Source organism: Yersinia bercovieri ATCC 43970, from assembly GCF_013282745.1.
Taxonomy (GTDB): Bacteria; Pseudomonadota; Gammaproteobacteria; order Enterobacterales; family Enterobacteriaceae; genus Yersinia; species Yersinia bercovieri.
Genome location: NZ_CP054044.1, coordinates 3,298,273 through 3,316,276 on the forward strand (window position 1 = coordinate 3,298,273; position 18,004 = coordinate 3,316,276).

The following is an 18,004-nucleotide window of genomic DNA, read 5'->3' on the forward strand; positions in this document are numbered from 1 at the left end:
TCACATCATGACTGGCTTTAATTAATTAAGTCGCTTTTATTGATGGGTTAAATCGCCATCATCTTCACTGTTCAAAATGTCTTTATCTGTTTGTTTCATTAATTGGCTGGTAATGGTGCCGGCAGTCATTGAACCACTGACGTTCAAGGCGGTACGGCCCATATCAATTAAGGGTTCGACCGAGATCAGTAAGGCAACCAATGTGACCGGCAAGCCCAATGCAGGCAACACAATCAGTGCGGCGAAGGTTGCGCCACCACCGACACCCGCAACACCGGCAGAGCTGATGGTCACGATCCCGACCAGTGTGGCAATCCATACAGGATCTAACGGATTAATGCCGACGGTGGGGGCAACCATCACGGCCAGCATCGCCGGGTAGAGGCCCGCACAGCCATTTTGACCAATGGTCGCACCAAAAGATGCAGAGAAGCTGGCGATAGACTCAGGGATGCCCAGACGGCGGGTTTGTGCTTCTACATTCAATGGGATACTGGCTGCGCTGGAGCGGCTGGTAAAGGCAAATGTCAGTACCGGCCAGACTTTACGGAAGAATTTCAGCGGATTGATGCCGGTGAAAGAGAGCAGCAGGCCGTGCACCACAAACATAATCGCCAGCCCCAGATAGGAGGCAACAACAAAGCTACCCAGCTTGATAATGTCTTGGATGTTGGAACCCGCCACCACTTTGGTCATTAATGCTAGTACGCCGTAAGGGGTCAGTTTCATGACCAGCCGCACCAGTTTCATCACCCAGGCTTGCAGTGTATCGATAGCCACCATCACGCGTTGGCCTTTCGCCACATCGTCTTTCAGTAGTTGCAGTGATGCAATACCGAGGAAGGTGGCGAAAATAACCACACTGATGATTGAGGTTGGGCTAGCGCCCGTCAAATCAGCAAATGGGTTTTTCGGAATAAAGGAGAGAATTAACTGTGGTACGGTCAAGTCGGTCACTTTAGCCAAATAGTTGCTCTCGATGGCACTCAAACGGGCACTCTCTTGGGTGCCTTGAATTAAGCCATCGGCGGTTAAGCCAAACAGGTTGGTGACGAACACCCCAACGAGCGCTGCAATCAAGGTGGTGAAGAGCAAGGTGCCGATGGTCAGGATACTGATTTTGCCCAGTGACGCGGCATTATGTAGTTTAGCCACCGCACTCAAAATTGAGGCGAATACCAGTGGCATAACTATCATTTGCAGTAATTGTACATAACCATTGCCGACAATATTAAACCAGGTGATGGACTCTTTAAGTACTGGGTTATCTGCGCCATAGATCCATTGTAAGCCCAGGCCAAACAGCACACCCAGTGCTAAACCAACCAAGACTTTCTTGGCCAGACTCCACTGTTTGTGGCGGGTTTGTGCCAATAGTAATAGCAGTGCTACAAATACCAGCACGTTAATCACAAGCGGTAGGTTCATCCCCAAATCTCCAGATTATTATTTTGAATACTGGCGACGTATTCTATTTCTGCTTCTTTATAGAATCGTGCCAGGCACAATCAATTATCAATTGTGCAGTTAGCTGCGTATGGTAGCAGCCCGATAAAGGCTCACTTATATCCAAAAAGAATTTTATATAAGTTTTTACCCTGATTTGTATGCAATATATTCAGATTGATGATTATTCGCACATTAAAGTGTGATCACAATCGAAAATTTTTCAATTGCTCCATATAGGATAGCAGCGGAATAGTGGTGTCAGTTTGCCAATAGACGGAAAAACAAACTAATAGAACACATAATACCCGTTCTAATTGATTACCTTTTTGCGGACGTAATAGCGGAATACAGAATCGCCAACGGCAAGGCCATAGCAGCGGCACGCCAGCGGGGGTGAGCATATCGGCCAGTAGATGGCTGAAATAGCCAATAATCATTGCGTGGAATGCATCCGCAGGAATAATCCAATCGCGTGAAATATCCATTTGGAATAGGGCAATACCGCCGATCACCGCCAGCAGGCTATGGGTAAATCCACGATGACCGAATGCACGGGCAATGGGGGTTGAGATCCACTTTAACCGCTGGCCAAGGATTGACTTGGGGTGGTCAATATCGGGCAGCAGGGAAGTTAGCAGGGCGCCCGGTATAATGTGCCACCAATCGCCATGTGCCAGTTCCGGTGTGAGACCGACTTTTTTGGCAAAAATAGCGCAGGCGACAGAAAAAATAAGGTGTCCTTCCCCTGTCATACTTGAATTCCGAATCTGTAGCTGTTGATTTATCCAGTATATGAGATTTATCTTGGCATGGATAGCCGTGACGCTGTAACTAAATGTCTCATTTTTCTGTTTGAAGAAGGGGAGTTTAGCCTAGGTATTGAGGAGTGGGATATTGGGTGGCTGGCCTGAATAAGGGAATCTAAGTAAAAAAAGGGAAAAGCGACCGGGAGTCACTTTTCCCCAAAGTAATACGGGTATGGGCATAATTAACAAATAATGATGAGGGTACTCATAACGATATAACTATTTACACGATCAATTAGAAGCTGTACTGCACACCGACACGATAGCGAGTTTGGCGCTCATCAGTGGTTTTGCTGCCCGCTACGTTGCCGATAGCAACATATGGCTTCCAGTTTTTATCCCATTTGTAAGCAACTTTCAGATCATGACTCCATTCGTCTTTGTTTTTGTTGGACAGAATTTCGTCTTCAGATTTCTTGTAGTTCAACTCATACTCAGCAGAGTAGTTTTTCAAGAAGTTGTAAGCAAACAGCATAGTGAACTCATGGCCTTTCTCATCAGATTTGGTCTGAGAAGGTTGGTTACGTTTGTAATATGGGCGATAACGCAGTGATGTTGAGAAGTCATCGGTGAAGCCCACTTTACCGCGCAGATAAGGGCGGTAGTTGTTTGAGTCAGATGATGACTCTAATGAGAAACCAGGCTCAAGTGAAAACGTTTTATTGAACGCATAAACATAGCTGGCAACCACTTCGGTGCCGTTACTGACTTGCTCATTGAAAGGTTTATTTGGCGTAGTATCAGAGCTGTGCTGGCCCCATTTCCCTTCCAAAGAGAGACCAAAACCATTGGCAAAACGGTTGGAGAGCAGTAAACGGTCTTTATGATCGGATTTACTGGTGTCTTTCATTTCATGCCGATAGTCAATTGTTGTAGCAACAGAACTAAAACTGATAACAGATGCCACTGCTAGAGTAATTAATTTAAATTTCATTTTTTTATATAATCCCAGGGTTATGGTTATTTAAAACAACAATCATTAACAATTTTATAAAATTCAACACACGACTGGAAAATAATTTCACAATCAAAGAAACGATGTTTCAGTTATTGTGGATACACATTCTATTTATATTTGTAATTAATTGTGTGATCCAGATCTTTGTTGGTGATTAATTTTTTAATCAGATATTAATTTGTGATGGCGATCTAATTGATTGTTATTTTTTATGATGCATAAAACAAAACAACCCCGCCAAATTAATGGCAGGGCTTAATAACAACTTAAGTTAAATAAACTTAATGATTATCTCATGGCGCGTTTTAGAATGCGGTCACCTTGCTTATTAAAGTATTCAGCAGATTCTTCAACTGACTTCTGGCCGTAATCGATATATTGAATTGCGTCACGGAACAGAGAAACGATCTGCGGGTCATCAAAGTATGGTGACGTTTTCATTTCATGTGGCAATTCCAGCGCCATATTTAAGCCAGCAACGGATGGATCTTCATCTTTAATCACACCACTAGCACGCAGTTGAGTCACTGCTGCTGCACTCAGTGGTACACCGCGCTCCAGACCCATAGCATCAATACCCTCTTTGCTGTTCAGCAAGAAGTTAATTAAGATAGCACTCTCTTCTGGGTATTTAGTGGATTTACCAATTGAAAGCATCTGAGCTGGTTTAAAGAACAGACCGGCATCTTTCGCATCTGGCAACATTGGATAAGGGCCAAGTATCAGTTTTGCTGGTTTGGTCAGGTTATCGGAATATTTAGTAATGGTGGAGTTCCACATATAAGTACCACCCCATTCACCATTAATCCATGGCTTCATTTCGTACATATTACTCTTGCCGAATGATGCATAGTATTTAGTGGATGGCATGACATGGCTATCAACCATTTTCTTATACATAGTAAAGAACTCAACCCACTGTTCTGGTGTATAAGCAAATTTCTTATTGGCTTCGTCAATAGTTGGTGTGTTGTATTTTTGTGTCATATAAGAGCGAATTAATGCCAGAGTATCCTGGTGCTCTAATACGATAGGGTAGTATTGCTCACCCAATTTTTCCTGGAATACTTTACCGGCGTTAAGTAATTCATCCCACGTTTTTGGATACTCTAAACCCGATTTAGCCCATGTCGCATCATTGAAATAGAAAATACGCGCAGTAACTGAAATTGGAATACCGTTTAATTTGCCATTAACCGTGGTTTGTTGCAGCTCTTTTGGATCAAACTGAGTCAAATCTAACTGTTTCGATACTTTATTCAAATCAAAGAAGCCAGTGCCGTCTTTGGAGAAGATGGGCAGCCAGTTCCAGTTAGTTTGCATAACATCGGGTTCAGTCCCACCGGCAATTTGGGTGGTCAGACGGGAAAGATGGCCATCCCAACCGGTATATTCAGCTTTAACATTAATATTCGGGTGCTGTTTGTGGAACTCTTCCAGAGCTTTAAGTGTCATTTGATGGCGGCCATTGCCCCCCCACCATGACATACGCAGGTTAACTTCATCCTGTGCAAAAGCCTGATGTGATAATAAAGCCAGAGTGGATGCTATTAGCGTGTGTAGGATCGCTTTTTTCATTGGGTACTGCTCCTGTTAAAGAGAGATATTTTTTTCTGTTTTTGCATCAAAGATATGGCATTTATCCATATCAAACTGGAAGTACACGGTGCGATGCAGGCCATTTTCAATAATTGGCCGTGCTTCATCAGACGGTAGACGACAAGTTAATTCAAAGTCGTCAACCTTGATGTACATAAAGAATTCATGCCCCATGTTCTCCATCCGTACCAATTCACCTTGCGAGTGGTTATTGGCCATCGGTTGTGTTGACATGCGAATAAATTCTGGACGAACACCAAAGAACACTTTTTCACCCGCAAAGGCGGCGACTTTAGCTTGTTGCTTCTCATTAAGTACCAAGGTGTATTGGCCGACAGTCAGACCAATTTGGCCCTCTTTTTCTACCAGGGTGCTCGGTTTGATATTCATTTCCGGCGCGCCGATAAAACCGGCAACAAACATATTGGTTGGGAAGTGGTAGAGATTATCTGGGGTATCAACTTGCATGATATGGCCCAGTTTCATGACACAGATCCGATCGCCCATGGTCATGGCTTCAGTCTGGTCATGGGTCACATAAACGGTGGTTGCTGCTTTCCCGCTTTTTTTCAATTGCTTATGTAAATCTGAGATGCGGATGCGCATGGAAGCACGCAGTTTGGCATCCAGGTTTGATAAGGGTTCATCGAACAAGAACACATCTGGTTTTTTCACAATCGCCCGGCCTACTGCCACACGCTGCGCTTGACCACCAGATAACTGACGTGGCAGGCGATCTAACAAATCTTCCAGTTCCAGAATTTTTGCCGCTTCTGCAACTTGTGTTTCGATTTGATCTTTTGGCAGTTTGCTCAGCTTCAGGCCAAAGGCCAGATTCTCTTTTACCGTCATATGCGGATATAGCGCATAGTTCTGGAACACCATAGCGATACCGCGTGATTTCGGTGCCAGATTATTGACGACCCGATCACCAATGCGCACTTCGCCATCACTGATGGTTTCCAGACCTGCCAACATGCGCAGGGTGGTGGATTTAGCACAGCCTGATGGACCAACAATCACCATAAATTCGCCATCATGGATCTTCAGATCAATGCCATGAACCGCGCGGAAACCGTTGGAGTAAACTTTACCTAATTTATTGAAAATGACTTCAGCCATGATAAATCCTCTATTAACCTTTAATTCCGCTGCTGGTTACGCCTTGCACGAAGTAGCGTTGAGCCAGGAAGAAAACAATGATGGACGGCAGAATGGAGATGCTTGCCATTGCCAGAATTTCGTTCCACGGTGCGCCTTCGGTGACGTCAATTGACATCTTCAAAGCCAGCGCTATCGGGTACTTATCGACGCTGTAGACATAAATCAGTGGGCCGATAAAGTCGTTCATTGACCACATAAACTGGAACAGGGCGACAGAGATAATGGCCGGTTTCAAGATTGGCACCACCACATACCACAGCACCTGTAGGGAGTTACAACCGTCGATTTGCGCGGCTTCTTCCATATCACGCGGCACACCACGCAGGAATTGCACCAACATGAAGACGAAGAACCCTTGAGTGGCGAAGGCCGTCGGTAAATAGAGTGGCAAGTAGCTATTCAACATGCCCATTTCGCGGAACATGATGTATTGCGGAATTAATAACACGGTACTTGGCAGCAACATGGTGGTAATTAATGTTGCGAACCAGAATTTCTTCCATGGGATCTCGAAGCGTGCAAAACCATACGCCACGATAGTGGAGGAGATAATGGTCAAAATGACTTTCGGGATAACAAACTTAAAGGTGTTAAGCATGTAATGACCGAAGTTATATTCAGTACCGGTTTTCCAGCCATTCACGAAACCATCGCGAGTTGGGTGTTCTGGCCATAATCCTAATGTGGTGAAGATCTCATTATTAGGTTTAAATGCCGCAGAGAACATCCACAGCAGTGGATAAAGCATCATCAGTCCGACAATAATCAAAATGATATAGCGGAAAGCGGCACTGACTTTTGCTTTACGTAGCGTACGGTTAATTTCCGCATCAGCAAGTTCCTGCGCCAGAGCTAATTTCTTCTGGTTGGAAGTGTGTTGTACGTCAGTCATTTTTTCCTCCTTTATCGGCGGAGTAGAAGACCCAATATTTAGATGATTTAAATGCAATTGAGGCGAAGAGGGCGACTACCAGGAAGAGTATCCAGGCCAGCGCAGCACCGTATCCCATATCAAAGTATTTAAACGCTGTATCATAGATATAGAGCGAGAATAAATAGGTGTAGTGGGTCGGTCCGCCGTCAGTAATAACGTACGGCGCAGTAAACTCTTGGAATGCCTGCGTGGTTTGCATAATAAAGTTAAAGAAAATAACTGGCGTGATCAGTGGCACAGTCACTTTCATAAACATTTGCCATTTAGAGGCACCATCAATCATGGCGGCTTCATACTGTGATTGCGGCACGTTCTGCAATGCAGCCAGGAAGATAACCATGGCCGAACCGAACTGCCAAACACGCAGTAATGTGACGGATGTCAGCGCCAGCGCTGGTTCTCCCAACCAGTTGATGGCATCAAATCCGAGCACACCGATAAAACTGTTTAACAGGCCATCGATGGCAAAGAGAGCACGCCATAACACGGCAATTGCAACGCTGCTGCCGAGGATAGATGGAATATAGAAAGCAGTACGGAAGAGGCCGATACCACGTAATTTAAAGTTCAGTACAAAAGCGATCCCCAGGGCAAATGCCAGTTTTAAAGGAATAGTCAGAAATACATAAGCGAATGTTACGCCCATGGATTTCCAGAATAAATCATCTTCCAGCAGCATATGACGATAATTCTCGATCCCGTTAAAAACGGGAGGGTTCATTAAGTCATACTCAGTAAAACTGAGAAAGAAAGATGATACAAAGGGGAAAGCCGTAAATATTATCAACCCAAGTATATAAGGTGATAAATAGGCTAACCCCAGCATTCTGTTTTCATTCATAATGCTTACCTATTTTTAATAACATGAAAGATAAATAAAACTACTGATTCAAAAGCGTCGGATAAATAAAGTCGATATCATATAAAGTGCGGCTTTCCCCGTTCACTCGATAATCTCCATGGATGTAACCACCATTGGTAATAAATTGAGGTATCGCTGCCAATTTATTCTGTTTGGCGGCAATTAAGGTCAATATTGCTAATGCAATCGGATTGTCGAGACGGAAATAACGGTGTTGCGCCGATTCAACAAACAGACCACGGTGGTAATGTTGCGTAAATAGGTCGTCCCCCACTTGCCAGGCTAATTCAAATAGTCGAGCACATTGGCAATGTTCCGCCAGTTCAGTTAAGGCCAGCAGCAGATAGGGTGTTGCTTTAGGTTTTTGACCGGCAATTAGTGTCGCCTGGCGTTTTGGCTTATTTAATTCAGCCAACTGCCAGCGGTGCAGTAATACGCCAATCAAATCCAACAGTTCTTCATCTTCACTTAAGCGCCAGGCCCGGACTAGCGGCAGCAGGTAATCAACCTCTAATGGGAAGGGCGAGATGACCGTCCCTTTTGCGCCATAGTAGCCATCACGTTGCAAAACATAGCCGCTCATGTCCTGACCATCGTTCCATAACGGACGCAATGTATTGCTCTCAACGTCATAAGCGAAACGATAGTAATTTTTTAGCCCGTCAATCACCCATTGTAGTACTTCGGTATCCGGTTGTTGGCGCAGAATATCCAGCATCGCCAATGGGTTATCAATCAGCAGTGGGCGCATGTCGCGGAACAGGACATTGGCTTCACGGGCTATCTCACCAAATTCAGGGCCAAACTGGCGCTTGGCACGATCGCCATACCAAGATTGGGTCTGGTTGTCATCGGCCGGCAGTGGGCGGCGCTGCTGTGGTGAGCTGAACTGATAAACCGGCAGACCTGTTTCAGGATGGCGGGCTAAAACATATTGGCGGTATAGGTGTTTGCCCCATGCCGTTGCGGCGATATCACCGGTGTACTCGGCATACTTATAGGCAGCGTAAATCAAATCGGTGCCGGCATTCACAAAGGTCAAGCCCTTGGTCTCTGGTAGGCGCGGCAGCTCCGCAGGGTTAACCACATCGTGACGGGCATGAGTGAATACATGTGGGTCGCGCTGCTTGTCGTAGCTACCATGGCGGCCCAAATCCAGGGTTTGCCAATCTTCCACATGGGCGTGCCAAAAACCCTGCAAGAAATTCAGTGTTTTTTCCCGATCAATAGTGATCAGCAAATTGTAATAGGGTAGATGATGCTTCAGCTCGTGGACTTGCGCTTTCGATTCTGGCCCTTCAGTGTTCAACGAATCCAGATTCAGGAAACGGTGTCCGCCCCAATAAAATAGTCCGCTCTGCTCATGCACGCCGCGCTGCATAAAATAGCTGCTTTGCACCCGGGCTTGCTGATGGTATTGCGGGTCCTGAGTCACCAGACTCAGCGCATCTAATGTCCGTAGCCAGTTTTGCTGACTGGCAAAATTAGATATTGGGGTATTGTGACCATCTGGGAATTCCCATACGACTGGTTGATGAGTCAGCACATCAAAACCATCAGCCATCAGTGGGGTTGGATTTTGATTGCTGTGGCCAACAGATTGGACTAAATCAACATAGCTGCGAATAGCGCTGAGCCAGTTAATCATGGTTGCGTCACTGTTTTTAATGTTGCCGACAAACTCCATCACCTTAACCCCATCATCGAAACGTTAGGACGGAACCGGTTTAAGGTTCCTTATAAATAGAAACATCGTTTCAATCTATTATATTTGTATTTACTGGCGAGTCATTGAGCGAATGACAAAAGTGTGATCGGAGTCGGAACGTTGTTTTGAATTTTTTATTTTTGCACTTTTGATGCGGTTTTTTTGAGAATCTAATTTGTTAACTATTTGATAAATAAGTAATAAAAAAGGCACAACCTAAGTTGTGCCTTTAAACAATTTTGAGTCGAATTCTGGCGAATAACCTAAAGAAATAGAACTTAACTCAAATTGGTCATGATTCTTGGTTTAGCGCGCCAGCCAGCCGCCATCAACAGCGATAGTGTAACCACTGATATAGTCGGATGCTTTGGAGGCCAGGAAGACCACTGGACCTTTCAGATCATCAGGCAAGCCCCAACGACCAGCCGGGATACGGTCAAGGATCTCTTTGCTGCGCTCTTCATCTTTACGCAACTGCTGAGTGTTGTTGGTCGCCATATAGCCAGGCGCTACCGCGTTCACATTGATGCCGTGTTTTGCCCACTCGTTAGCTAACAGACGGGTGACACCCATCACGGCGCTTTTCGATGCGGTGTAAGACGGCACACGGATGCCACCTTGATAAGAGAGCATTGAGGCAACGTTAATGATTTTGCCGCCATGACCCTGTTTGATGAATTGTTTGGCAACCGCCTGAGACATAAAGAACACGGTTTTGATGTTCACATTCATCACATCATCCCAGTCTTTTTCGCTGAAGTTGATCGCATCTTCACGACGGATGATACCGGCGTTATTGACCAGAATATCGATTTGGCCAAATTCAGCGACAGCACGCTCTAACAGGGCTGGAATGCCATCAATTTTGCTCAGATCCGCAGTCAGGCTCAAGAAGCGGCGACCTAATGCAGTCACTTTTTCAATCGTCTCTTTTGGCTCAACAATGTTGATACCCACGATATCGCAACCTGCTTCGGCTAAACCGATCGCCATGCCTTGGCCCAAACCGGTATCACAGCCAGTAACCAGTGCAATTTTACCTTTCAATTCAAAGGAATCTAAAATCATAGCTAACATCTCTCTCAAGGCGGTCAAAGATTGCCGCGATTTCAATATTGGGGAGAAAACCGCCAAAAGGACGGCTTTGGTTGGTAGAGCCTATCTTTCAGAACATCATCTTGAATGGGTATCACCCAAGTCAGATAGCACGGCAAAAGTAGAGAGTGCGCATGATGCCGAAAATGGTGCCTTACAACCTGCGCGGATCTGACTTCTGACCGAGTGTTTCTTTTGATTCGCTGATGATAGTGTTTGCGGGAAGTTAATTCAATAAAAATGAAATGATGTTTTATTATTTTTTGAGGGGCGTCATGATTTTTGGATTAATTATGGTCAAACTATGGAGATTGCCCGTAGAATGAGTCAAAACCAGCGTAAAACAGTGACGACGGTACAGCTAAATCTATTCTGCATAATAATGAGGAGAAACAATGAAGATGTTCTTTATTAATGATGAAACGCCATGGGAAGAGCTAGGCAATGGCATTAAACGCAAAGTCATGACCTGGAGTGATGAGCTGATGATGGTCTGCGTTCACTTTGACAAAGGGGCGATTGGCGTGGCGCACAAACATGATATTCATGACCAAATTGCTTATGTTGCCGCAGGCAGTTTTGAAGTGGAAATTGAGGGGCAGAAGCGCATATTGAAAGCTGGCGATGCGTATCGTGCGGTGAAAAATGAGATGCATGGCGCGGTATCGTTGGAGGATAACAGTATTTTGATCGACACCTTTACCCCTAAGCGGGATGATTTCCTTTAAAATCTATTGGGCGGTTGAGCATCGACTTTAACCGCCCCTTATCACCAGGATTCTACTCCTCTTCAGCGACAAACTCTCCTCAGCTACGAAATATCCTCCTGGCGCAATTGCTCGAGTGATGCCAATTGAATATCCGCCAATGCCCAGCGTGGGTCTGCGCGGTACTCCGGTGATGGGATCACAATAGAGCGCATCCGTGCTGCTTTGGTGGCAATCATACCGTTGACTGAATCTTCTAGCGTGACACATTGTAGCGGGTCAATAGCCAGATCCGCCGCCGCATTCAGATAGACCTCGGGGTGCGGTTTGCTGTAGGGCAGGTACTCTGCGGACACTAAACAGTCAAAATAGTGTTCAACGCCGAGCATGGCGAGCACGCGTTTTTGCATATGTAGCGGTGAGGCGGAGGCCAGGCCAATTTTCAGCCCTTGTTGGCGACAAAGCTCCAGCGCATATTCGACACCGGGTAACACCGGGCGCGTCTCCTCCACCAGGTCTATTGCGCGGGCAATAATACGTTTGCACACCTCCGCCTGACTCGGCCCCTGCCATGGCCGGGTTTGATACCAAAGTTTCACCACCAAATCGATACGCAGACCAAGGGTGTCGGGCAGTGAATCTCGCGAGGAGGTGTCCAGCCCGAGTGAGGTGAAAATATCAAGTTCAGCCTGTAACCATAAAGGTTCTGAGTCAATCAGCAGGCCGTCCATATCAAAGATTGCGGCCTTAATCGGATGAGGGGTCGCCATTAATCATCACTCCTGTTGGTTTTTAGCTATCAGCTGAATACTTTAGCATTAACTTAATCATCTTGCGTCAACGGAACCGACGGTGAATTTGAGTTAACCATGGAGATCACAACAAAAATTTTGCACAAAGAGTGAATGTAGCAGGTAAACTAAATCTACATAAGTTGTGGTATTTACAAGGAGAAGTCATGACCTATCAACAGGCTGGGCGCGTCGCTGTTATCAAACGGATTGCAGGATGGCTCGTTTTTATTCCAGCACTGCTGTCAACGTTGATTTCAATTATCAATTTTGCCTATCAATATAGCCAAAACAGTACCGGGATTAATGCGGTGATGCTGGATTTTATCCATGTCATGACCGATATGATCCGCTTTAATACCACTTTCCTGGATATCTTCTGGTTCAACTCACCCGTGCCCGATTTCGATCAGGGTTTTTCTGCCGCTAACATTATGTTTTTTATCATTTATATGTTGATTTTCGTCGGTCTGTCGTTGCAGGCGTCAGGGGCGCGGATGTCGCGGCAAGTGCGGCATATTCGTGAGGGCATTGAAGATCAGCTGATTTTAGAGCAGGCCAAAGGCAGTGAAGGGCGCAGCCGTGAACAGTTGGAAGAGAGGATAGTCTTACCGCACCACACTATTTTCTTGCAGTTTTTTACCCTCTATATCCTGCCGCTGGTGACTGGTGTGGTGGCCTATTTTGTCATTAAGCTATTGGGATTGATGGCACAGGGATAAGCTGTTATTAGAGAGAAAAGCCGCAATAGTGCTAAACATTCATGATCATTGAGACTGACATCTTATCCAGCGGGATTTGGTCGAACAGGACTTTCATATCCTCGACGGTATCAATTCAAGTGCCGGGCATAAAAAAACACCCTGACTGGTTGAACTGCCAACTTTTGGGGTGCTGTTTTTTTATCTGCTGAGGATTAGAAATGTTCGGGATGCAGCAATTGGTCAACGGCTTTTTGCGCATTAAGCCAGTGTTGGCCACCAAATAAGTTACTGCGATTTAATAAGTAATAGAGCTGATAGATTGGCTGCCGCTCAATAAAATCGCTGGGCAGTGGCCAAACACTCTGATAACCATCGTAAATTTGTGCGGGTAAAGTGGGGTAGAGTGGCAGCATCGAGAGATCACACTCCCGATCACCCCAGTAGCAGGCGGGATCAAAAATCACCGGCCCATTAGCGCTGGCGGCACAGTTAGCGGGCCATAAATCGCCATGTAGCAAAGAGGGTTGCGGCTGGTGGCTCTGTAAGCGGTCGTGAACAAGGTCGGTTATCTGGTCAATATCACCAAACGACATCCCTTTTTCGGCGGCTAATTGTAGTTGCCAACCAATACGCTGCTCAGCAAAAAATTGCGCCCAACGGCGTTGCCAGCTATTGGGTTGCGGGGTTGTGGCCAGGTCATTATCAAAATCTAACCCAAATTGCAGTTGCTCACTCCATTGATGTAAATGCGCCAATTGTTGGCCTAAACAGTAGGCATTGTGGGCATCAAGGGGCTTTAGAGGGATATATTCGAGCAGCAGGAAGCTGTAATCACGATCACTGCCCACACCATAGACTTCCGGCACCTGGACGGTTTTACTGCGGGCTAATAAGGAGAGCTGATCGGCTTCAGCGGTAAATATCGGCAGCATCTCACGGGCATCACATTTTACGAAAACCTCGGCTTCACCATAACTGAGACGCCAGGCTTCGTGGATATCCCCACCCGGTAATTCAGTTCTTTCCCGAATTTCAGCCGGGCCTAGGTATTCACCTAACAGACGATTTACAGCTTGCCACATGATTCACCCCCTATCAGCTTGCCAGTTATATCCTTTGAACTGAGTCGCAGGGCGGTTAGTGACCTTCACTTGCCGCCGACCTGCAACGCTTATGACTTTGGGTAGATATCATTAGGTTAGCTTCTTTGCTGTATAAAAAACAAGCGCTAGCGCACAGGGATACCCACGAGAGATCAAACAAAAGACTGATTCTGCTGCCAAATAGTGACATATTATTTTTCGTACTGATGACCGCCACCATGACGATAAAAACGTCACGGCAGAACCAGACCAGATGCATCGTTAAAAGTCGTGAATAAGCCGTAAAAACTACGGCTTATTTATCACGCGTGCACTGATTATAGCAGATGACTTTTTGGCGTGTTTTTAGCACTGTCGGCGTTGGCCTGTGCGTTTTTGGTCTGCGGTGTTATCTGGCGACCCTGCATGGGTTTCACATGGCTGTAGATGAGGGCGAAGACAAAGAATAGTGCCTGAATGATTACGATGCAGGGGCCGGTAGCACCATCAATATGGAAGCTTATTAGCGTACCTAATACGCAAGCGACGACAGAGACCAGGGTGGCAACTATCAACATCCGATCGAAACTGCGGCAGAGCATAAAGGCGATGATGCCGGGGGCTATCAGCATGGCGATAACCAAAATAACCCCCACCGCCTGCAATGATGCCACAATAGTCAATGCCAGTAGGCAAAGCAGACCATAATGCAAAAGCTTGACCGGCAGCCCAATCACGCGGGCATGGTTAGGATCAAAGCAGTAGAGCATCAAGTCCTTACGTTTGAGCAGCACCACTAGCAGGGTGAAGCCGGCGATCCACAAGGTTTGTTTCAGTTCCGCCAGTGAAATACCCAGCATATTACCGAATAAAATGTGGCTGAGGTGCTGGTCAGTATCTATGCGGGAGAACATCACTAAACCAAACGCAAACATGCCGGAGAACACAATTCCCATCACGGTATCCTCTTTCACTCGGCTATGCTCTTTTAAATAGCCGGTGGCGACAGCACAGAATATCCCTGAGACAAAAGCGCCGATCACCAGGGGAATACCGAGCCAAAAGGCCAGCACTATCCCCGGTAACACGGCATGAGAGATGGCATCCCCCATCAATGACCAGCCTTTTAATACCAGATAGCAAGATAGCACCGCGCATACCACGCCGGTAATGATAGCCGCAACGATTGCCCGCTGCATAAAGGGGTAAGCGAAGGGTTCGCTGATCAGCGTGAATAAGGTATTCATACACTATCCTCCGGCAGCTGCGGCAACGGATGGCGACGCTTTTGGCGCGAACGATAGCGCGTGGCCAACAATCCATGTTTAGGCGCAAAGATAAAGGCCAGCAGGAAGACCACGGTTTGCAAGGTCACAATCACGCCACCCGTTGCACCATCCAGATAGAAGCTGAGATAGGCACCGAAGGCACTGGTAAAAGCACCAATGGCGATGGCGATGATCAGTAGACGGCCAAAACGGTCGGTAAGTAGGTAGGCGGTCGCCCCCGGCGTCACCACCATGGCAATCACTAAAATTGCGCCCACGGTCTGCAAGGCCGCGACGGTGCAGGCACTGAGCAGGGTGAAAAACAGAATTTTCAAGCGCAGTGGTGATAGGCCTATCGACATGGCGTGGCTTTCATCGAAAAACACCGCCAGCAAATCTTTCCAGATCAGACATAAAATCACCAAGGAGACCAAAATAATGATCTCTACCTGCAACACATCTTCATCGGCTATCCCCAAAATATTGCCGAAAATGATCGACTGCACATTGACGGAGGTGGGGTTGAGCGAAACAATTAATAGCCCCACGGCAAAAAAGGTGGAGAAAATAAAACCGATGATGGCATCTTCACGCAGGCGAGTGATATGGCGGACGAGTGTCATGGCCAGGGCTGCCAGCATACCGGTAAAGAATGCGCCCGCAGCATAGGGCAGGCCAAGGGCATAGGCCCCGGCAACACCGGGGACCACGGAGTGCGATAGCGCATCCCCCATCAGCGACCAGCCTTTCAGCATCAGATAGGCCGATAGAAATGCGCAGGCAGCGCCGACAATCGCGCTAACCCAGATAGCCTTCACCATGTAATTGTAGTTAAAGGGTTGCAGCAACAGTTCCAGCATCAGGGATTATCCTCCTTCGACTGGCTCTGCGCCGGCGGGTCATTTTTGGTGTGACCATAGAACACCGCCGGGCGCTCATCATCAGTGATAACGGTGACCGTGCGGGGATCATTATCGTCATGCAGCGCACTACCCGACAGGTTGATATGGCGCAAAACACCGCCAAAGGTCATTTCGAGATTCTTCTGGGTAAAGGTGGATTCGGTGGGGCCGGCGGCCAGTACCGTCTGATTAATTAGAATCACATGGTCACAAAACTCCGGCACGCTGCCGAGGTTATGGGTTGAAACCAGAATCAGGTGGCCCTCATCGCGCAGCGCTCGTAGCAAATCAATAATCGCGTTTTCCGTTTTGACGTCAACACCGGTAAAAGGCTCATCCAGCAGCAATACCGAACCTTGCTGGGCCAGGGCGCGGGCCAAAAAGACCCGTTTTTTCTGCCCACCAGAGAGTTCGCCAATTTGCCGTGACCGCAACTCAGTTAAGCCGACTCGCTCAATGGCCTGATTAACAATGGTTTTATCTGCGCGGCTGGGGATGCGCAGAAAGTTCATCTTCCCGTAACGCCCCATCATTACCACGTCTTCGACTAAGACGGGGAAGTTCCAGTCCACATCTTCAGTTTGTGGTACGTAGGCGATGGTATTTTGCTTCAAGGCGTGGCTGACCGGTTTGTTGCTAAGTTCCACTTTGCCGACACTGGGTTTAACTAGCCCCATGATGCTTTTAAACAGGGTCGATTTACCACTGCCATTGACCCCGACCAGCGCACAGATAGTTCCGCCAGTGAGCGAAAAACTGGCGTCATAAATAGCAGTATGCCCATTGTTATAGGTGACAGTGACATTATCCACCATCAGCTCAGGGCGGACAAAAACCGCATTGCTCATTGGCCAAATCCTTTCGCAATAGTTTGCACGGTGGTGTTAATCAGGTCGATATAGGTCGGGACCGGGCCTTTTTCATTTGATAGAGAGTCAACATATAACACCCCGCCATATTGCGCACCAGTCTCTTTGCTCACTTGTTTCGCTGGTTTGTCGGAAATGGTGCTCTCACTGAATATCACGGGGATTTTATTGGCACGCATAGTGTCAATAACACGACGTACTTGCTGTGGCGTGCCTTGTTCATCGGCATTGATTGGCCATAAATAGACCTCTTTAAAACCATAATCTTTGGCTAAATAGCTAAATGCCCCTTCACTGGTGACCAACCAACGCAGCTCCGCTGGAATGCGCGACAGACGCTCCCGGAGCGGGGCATCCAGAGCGGCGATTTTCTCGGCGTAGGCTTTGGCATTGCGATTATAGGTTTCAGCATGGGCGGGGTCGTGCTCTACCAGCGCCTTGCGGATATTCTCGATATAAATAAGTGCGTTAGATGGCGACATCCAGGCATGTGGATTAGCGATGCCCTCATATGGCCCTTCACGGATAGGTAGGGGGGTGATGCCATTGGTCACCACTGCTGACGGAACATCTTTAATATTTTCGAAAAAACGTTCAAACCAGCGCTCCAGATTCATGCCATTCCAGAGAATCAAGTCCGCAGACTGTGCTTTTACGATATCCCGTGGCGTGGGTTGATAGTCGTGAATTTCTGCGCCAGGTTTGGTTATCGACTCGACCACGGCAGCATCACCGGCGACATTTTGCGCGATATCCTGAATGATTGTGAAGGTCGTCACAACTTTGAATTTTTTTTCCGGGTCATTGGGCTTATTTTCAGCCAACGCCGAGGTGCTAATCAGTGATGAAAATGCAACAAAGGTCAACAAGGTGATAACACGTAAAAAACGCGGTGTAGAGTGGCTAATGGAGGGCAGGTAGGGTATTTTTTGCTTACTAAACATGGCGATGTTCCCTTTTCTCAAATGAAAATGATTATCAATATCATTGGCGACCAAGTCAAGCCTTGCCATACAATAAACTAAAACTTACGGATAGTTACTGAATATAGCCTGATCATTATGTTGATAATGGTCAAACTAGGCCAAAAAATCTATTTGGGTGAG

The 18,004-nt window shown here is 46.8% G+C and carries 17 protein-coding genes and 1 pseudogene; 2 read left to right on the plus strand and 16 right to left on the minus strand.

Features of this window, described 5'->3' with window-relative positions:
* Positions 1-36 precede the first annotated feature (36 nt).
* The 9 genes from HRK25_RS14920 to kduD form a co-directional block, all read right to left on the minus strand.
* Complete coding sequence (locus HRK25_RS14920; RefSeq protein WP_032897008.1) at positions 37-1,428, minus strand: L-cystine transporter; 1,392 nt, start codon at positions 1,426-1,428, stop codon at positions 37-39.
* 224 nt (positions 1,429-1,652) lie between these two features.
* On the minus strand, positions 1,653-2,201 hold the full coding sequence (locus HRK25_RS14925; protein ID WP_005272385.1) for a metal-dependent hydrolase: 549 nt from the start codon (positions 2,199-2,201) through the stop codon (positions 1,653-1,655).
* A 289-nt stretch (positions 2,202-2,490) separates the two neighbouring features.
* A complete protein-coding gene (locus HRK25_RS14930; RefSeq protein ID WP_005272382.1) occupies positions 2,491-3,189 on the minus strand; it encodes an oligogalacturonate-specific porin KdgM family protein in 699 nt (232 codons plus the stop codon).
* Positions 3,190-3,501: 312 nt separating this feature from the next.
* Positions 3,502-4,791 (minus strand): ABC transporter substrate-binding protein, encoded by a 1,290-nt coding sequence (locus tag HRK25_RS14935; RefSeq protein ID WP_004875268.1) that lies wholly within the window; start codon positions 4,789-4,791, stop codon positions 3,502-3,504.
* Between the two features lie 15 nt (positions 4,792-4,806).
* Positions 4,807-5,934 (minus strand): ABC transporter ATP-binding protein, encoded by a 1,128-nt coding sequence (locus tag HRK25_RS14940; protein WP_005272380.1) that lies wholly within the window; start codon positions 5,932-5,934, stop codon positions 4,807-4,809.
* Positions 5,935-5,947: 13 nt separating this feature from the next.
* Positions 5,948-6,868 carry a carbohydrate ABC transporter permease gene (locus tag HRK25_RS14945; RefSeq protein WP_049602845.1) on the minus strand — a complete coding sequence of 307 codons (921 nt, stop codon included), beginning with the start codon at positions 6,866-6,868 and terminating at the stop codon, positions 5,948-5,950.
* Complete coding sequence (locus HRK25_RS14950) at positions 6,861-7,751, minus strand: carbohydrate ABC transporter permease (protein WP_004875265.1); 891 nt, start codon at positions 7,749-7,751, stop codon at positions 6,861-6,863. Before HRK25_RS14950 ends, HRK25_RS14945 begins: the two co-directional genes overlap by 8 nt.
* A 40-nt stretch (positions 7,752-7,791) precedes the next feature.
* Positions 7,792-9,459, minus strand: a complete 1,668-nt coding sequence (locus HRK25_RS14955) for a pectate disaccharide-lyase (RefSeq protein WP_005272370.1) — start codon at positions 9,457-9,459, stop codon at positions 7,792-7,794.
* Between the two features lie 327 nt (positions 9,460-9,786).
* The gene (gene kduD, locus HRK25_RS14960; protein WP_004875262.1) at positions 9,787-10,548 is read right to left on the minus strand and encodes a 2-dehydro-3-deoxy-D-gluconate 5-dehydrogenase KduD; all 762 of its coding nucleotides are present in this window, start codon (positions 10,546-10,548) and stop codon (positions 9,787-9,789) included.
* 422 nt (positions 10,549-10,970) lie between these two features.
* Between kduD and HRK25_RS14965 the strand changes: the two genes are divergently transcribed.
* Positions 10,971-11,303 carry a cupin domain-containing protein gene (locus HRK25_RS14965; protein WP_032814453.1) on the plus strand — a complete coding sequence of 111 codons (333 nt, stop codon included), beginning with the start codon at positions 10,971-10,973 and terminating at the stop codon, positions 11,301-11,303.
* 83 nt (positions 11,304-11,386) lie between these two features.
* Here HRK25_RS14965 and hxpB read toward each other — a convergent pair whose 3' ends face one another.
* On the minus strand, positions 11,387-12,052 hold the full coding sequence (hxpB, locus tag HRK25_RS14970; RefSeq protein WP_005272362.1) for a hexitol phosphatase HxpB: 666 nt from the start codon (positions 12,050-12,052) through the stop codon (positions 11,387-11,389).
* Between the two features lie 188 nt (positions 12,053-12,240).
* On the opposite strand from hxpB, the gene HRK25_RS14975 reads away from it, so the two are divergent.
* Complete coding sequence (locus HRK25_RS14975) at positions 12,241-12,795, plus strand: YniB family protein (protein WP_005272359.1); 555 nt, start codon at positions 12,241-12,243, stop codon at positions 12,793-12,795.
* A 37-nt stretch (positions 12,796-12,832) separates the two neighbouring features.
* Here HRK25_RS14975 and HRK25_RS20470 read toward each other — a convergent pair.
* The 6 genes and pseudogenes from HRK25_RS20470 to yfeA form a co-directional block, all read right to left on the minus strand.
* A pseudogene (locus HRK25_RS20470) lies at positions 12,833-12,910 on the minus strand (methylmalonyl-CoA mutase family protein); the annotation flags it as partial.
* A 79-nt stretch (positions 12,911-12,989) separates the two neighbouring features.
* The gene (locus HRK25_RS14985; RefSeq protein WP_005272356.1) at positions 12,990-13,859 is read right to left on the minus strand and encodes a fructosamine kinase family protein; all 870 of its coding nucleotides are present in this window, start codon (positions 13,857-13,859) and stop codon (positions 12,990-12,992) included.
* A 338-nt stretch (positions 13,860-14,197) separates the two neighbouring features.
* Positions 14,198-15,106, minus strand: a complete 909-nt coding sequence (gene yfeD, locus HRK25_RS14990) for an iron/manganese ABC transporter permease subunit YfeD (RefSeq protein WP_032897005.1) — start codon at positions 15,104-15,106, stop codon at positions 14,198-14,200.
* Positions 15,103-15,987 (minus strand): iron/manganese ABC transporter permease subunit YfeC, encoded by an 885-nt coding sequence (gene yfeC / locus HRK25_RS14995; protein ID WP_005272352.1) that lies wholly within the window; start codon positions 15,985-15,987, stop codon positions 15,103-15,105. Before yfeC ends, yfeD begins: the two co-directional genes overlap by 4 nt.
* Complete coding sequence (gene yfeB / locus HRK25_RS15000; protein ID WP_032897003.1) at positions 15,987-16,877, minus strand: iron/manganese ABC transporter ATP-binding protein YfeB; 891 nt, start codon at positions 16,875-16,877, stop codon at positions 15,987-15,989. The genes yfeC and yfeB overlap by 1 nt, the downstream gene beginning before the upstream one ends.
* Positions 16,874-17,842, minus strand: a complete 969-nt coding sequence (gene yfeA / locus HRK25_RS15005; RefSeq protein WP_032897001.1) for an iron/manganese ABC transporter substrate-binding protein YfeA — start codon at positions 17,840-17,842, stop codon at positions 16,874-16,876. Before yfeA ends, yfeB begins: the two co-directional genes overlap by 4 nt.
* Positions 17,843-18,004: the final 162 nt, after the last annotated feature.

Bases quoted from the DNA above. Each gene is read 5' to 3' on its own strand.
- HRK25_RS14920 (WP_032897008.1), bottom strand. From the start codon at position 1,428: ATGAACCTACCGCTTGTGATTAACGTGCTGGTATTTGTAGCACTGCTA.
- HRK25_RS14925 (WP_005272385.1), bottom strand. From the start codon at position 2,201: ATGACAGGGGAAGGACACCTTATTTTTTCTGTCGCCTGCGCTATTTTT.
- HRK25_RS14930 (WP_005272382.1), bottom strand. From the start codon at position 3,189: ATGAAATTTAAATTAATTACTCTAGCAGTGGCATCTGTTATCAGTTTT.
- HRK25_RS14935 (WP_004875268.1), bottom strand. From the start codon at position 4,791: ATGAAAAAAGCGATCCTACACACGCTAATAGCATCCACTCTGGCTTTA.
- HRK25_RS14940 (WP_005272380.1), bottom strand. From the start codon at position 5,934: ATGGCTGAAGTCATTTTCAATAAATTAGGTAAAGTTTACTCCAACGGT.
- HRK25_RS14945 (WP_049602845.1), bottom strand. From the start codon at position 6,868: ATGACTGACGTACAACACACTTCCAACCAGAAGAAATTAGCTCTGGCG.
- HRK25_RS14950 (WP_004875265.1), bottom strand. From the start codon at position 7,751: ATGAATGAAAACAGAATGCTGGGGTTAGCCTATTTATCACCTTATATA.
- HRK25_RS14955 (WP_005272370.1), bottom strand. From the start codon at position 9,459: ATGGAGTTTGTCGGCAACATTAAAAACAGTGACGCAACCATGATTAAC.
- kduD (WP_004875262.1), bottom strand. From the start codon at position 10,548: ATGATTTTAGATTCCTTTGAATTGAAAGGTAAAATTGCACTGGTTACT.
- HRK25_RS14965 (WP_032814453.1), top strand. From the start codon at position 10,971: ATGAAGATGTTCTTTATTAATGATGAAACGCCATGGGAAGAGCTAGGC.
- hxpB (WP_005272362.1), bottom strand. From the start codon at position 12,052: ATGGCGACCCCTCATCCGATTAAGGCCGCAATCTTTGATATGGACGGC.
- HRK25_RS14975 (WP_005272359.1), top strand. From the start codon at position 12,241: ATGACCTATCAACAGGCTGGGCGCGTCGCTGTTATCAAACGGATTGCA.
- HRK25_RS14985 (WP_005272356.1), bottom strand. From the start codon at position 13,859: ATGTGGCAAGCTGTAAATCGTCTGTTAGGTGAATACCTAGGCCCGGCT.
- yfeD (WP_032897005.1), bottom strand. From the start codon at position 15,106: ATGAATACCTTATTCACGCTGATCAGCGAACCCTTCGCTTACCCCTTT.
- yfeC (WP_005272352.1), bottom strand. From the start codon at position 15,987: ATGCTGGAACTGTTGCTGCAACCCTTTAACTACAATTACATGGTGAAG.
- yfeB (WP_032897003.1), bottom strand. From the start codon at position 16,877: ATGAGCAATGCGGTTTTTGTCCGCCCTGAGCTGATGGTGGATAATGTC.
- yfeA (WP_032897001.1), bottom strand. From the start codon at position 17,842: ATGTTTAGTAAGCAAAAAATACCCTACCTGCCCTCCATTAGCCACTCT.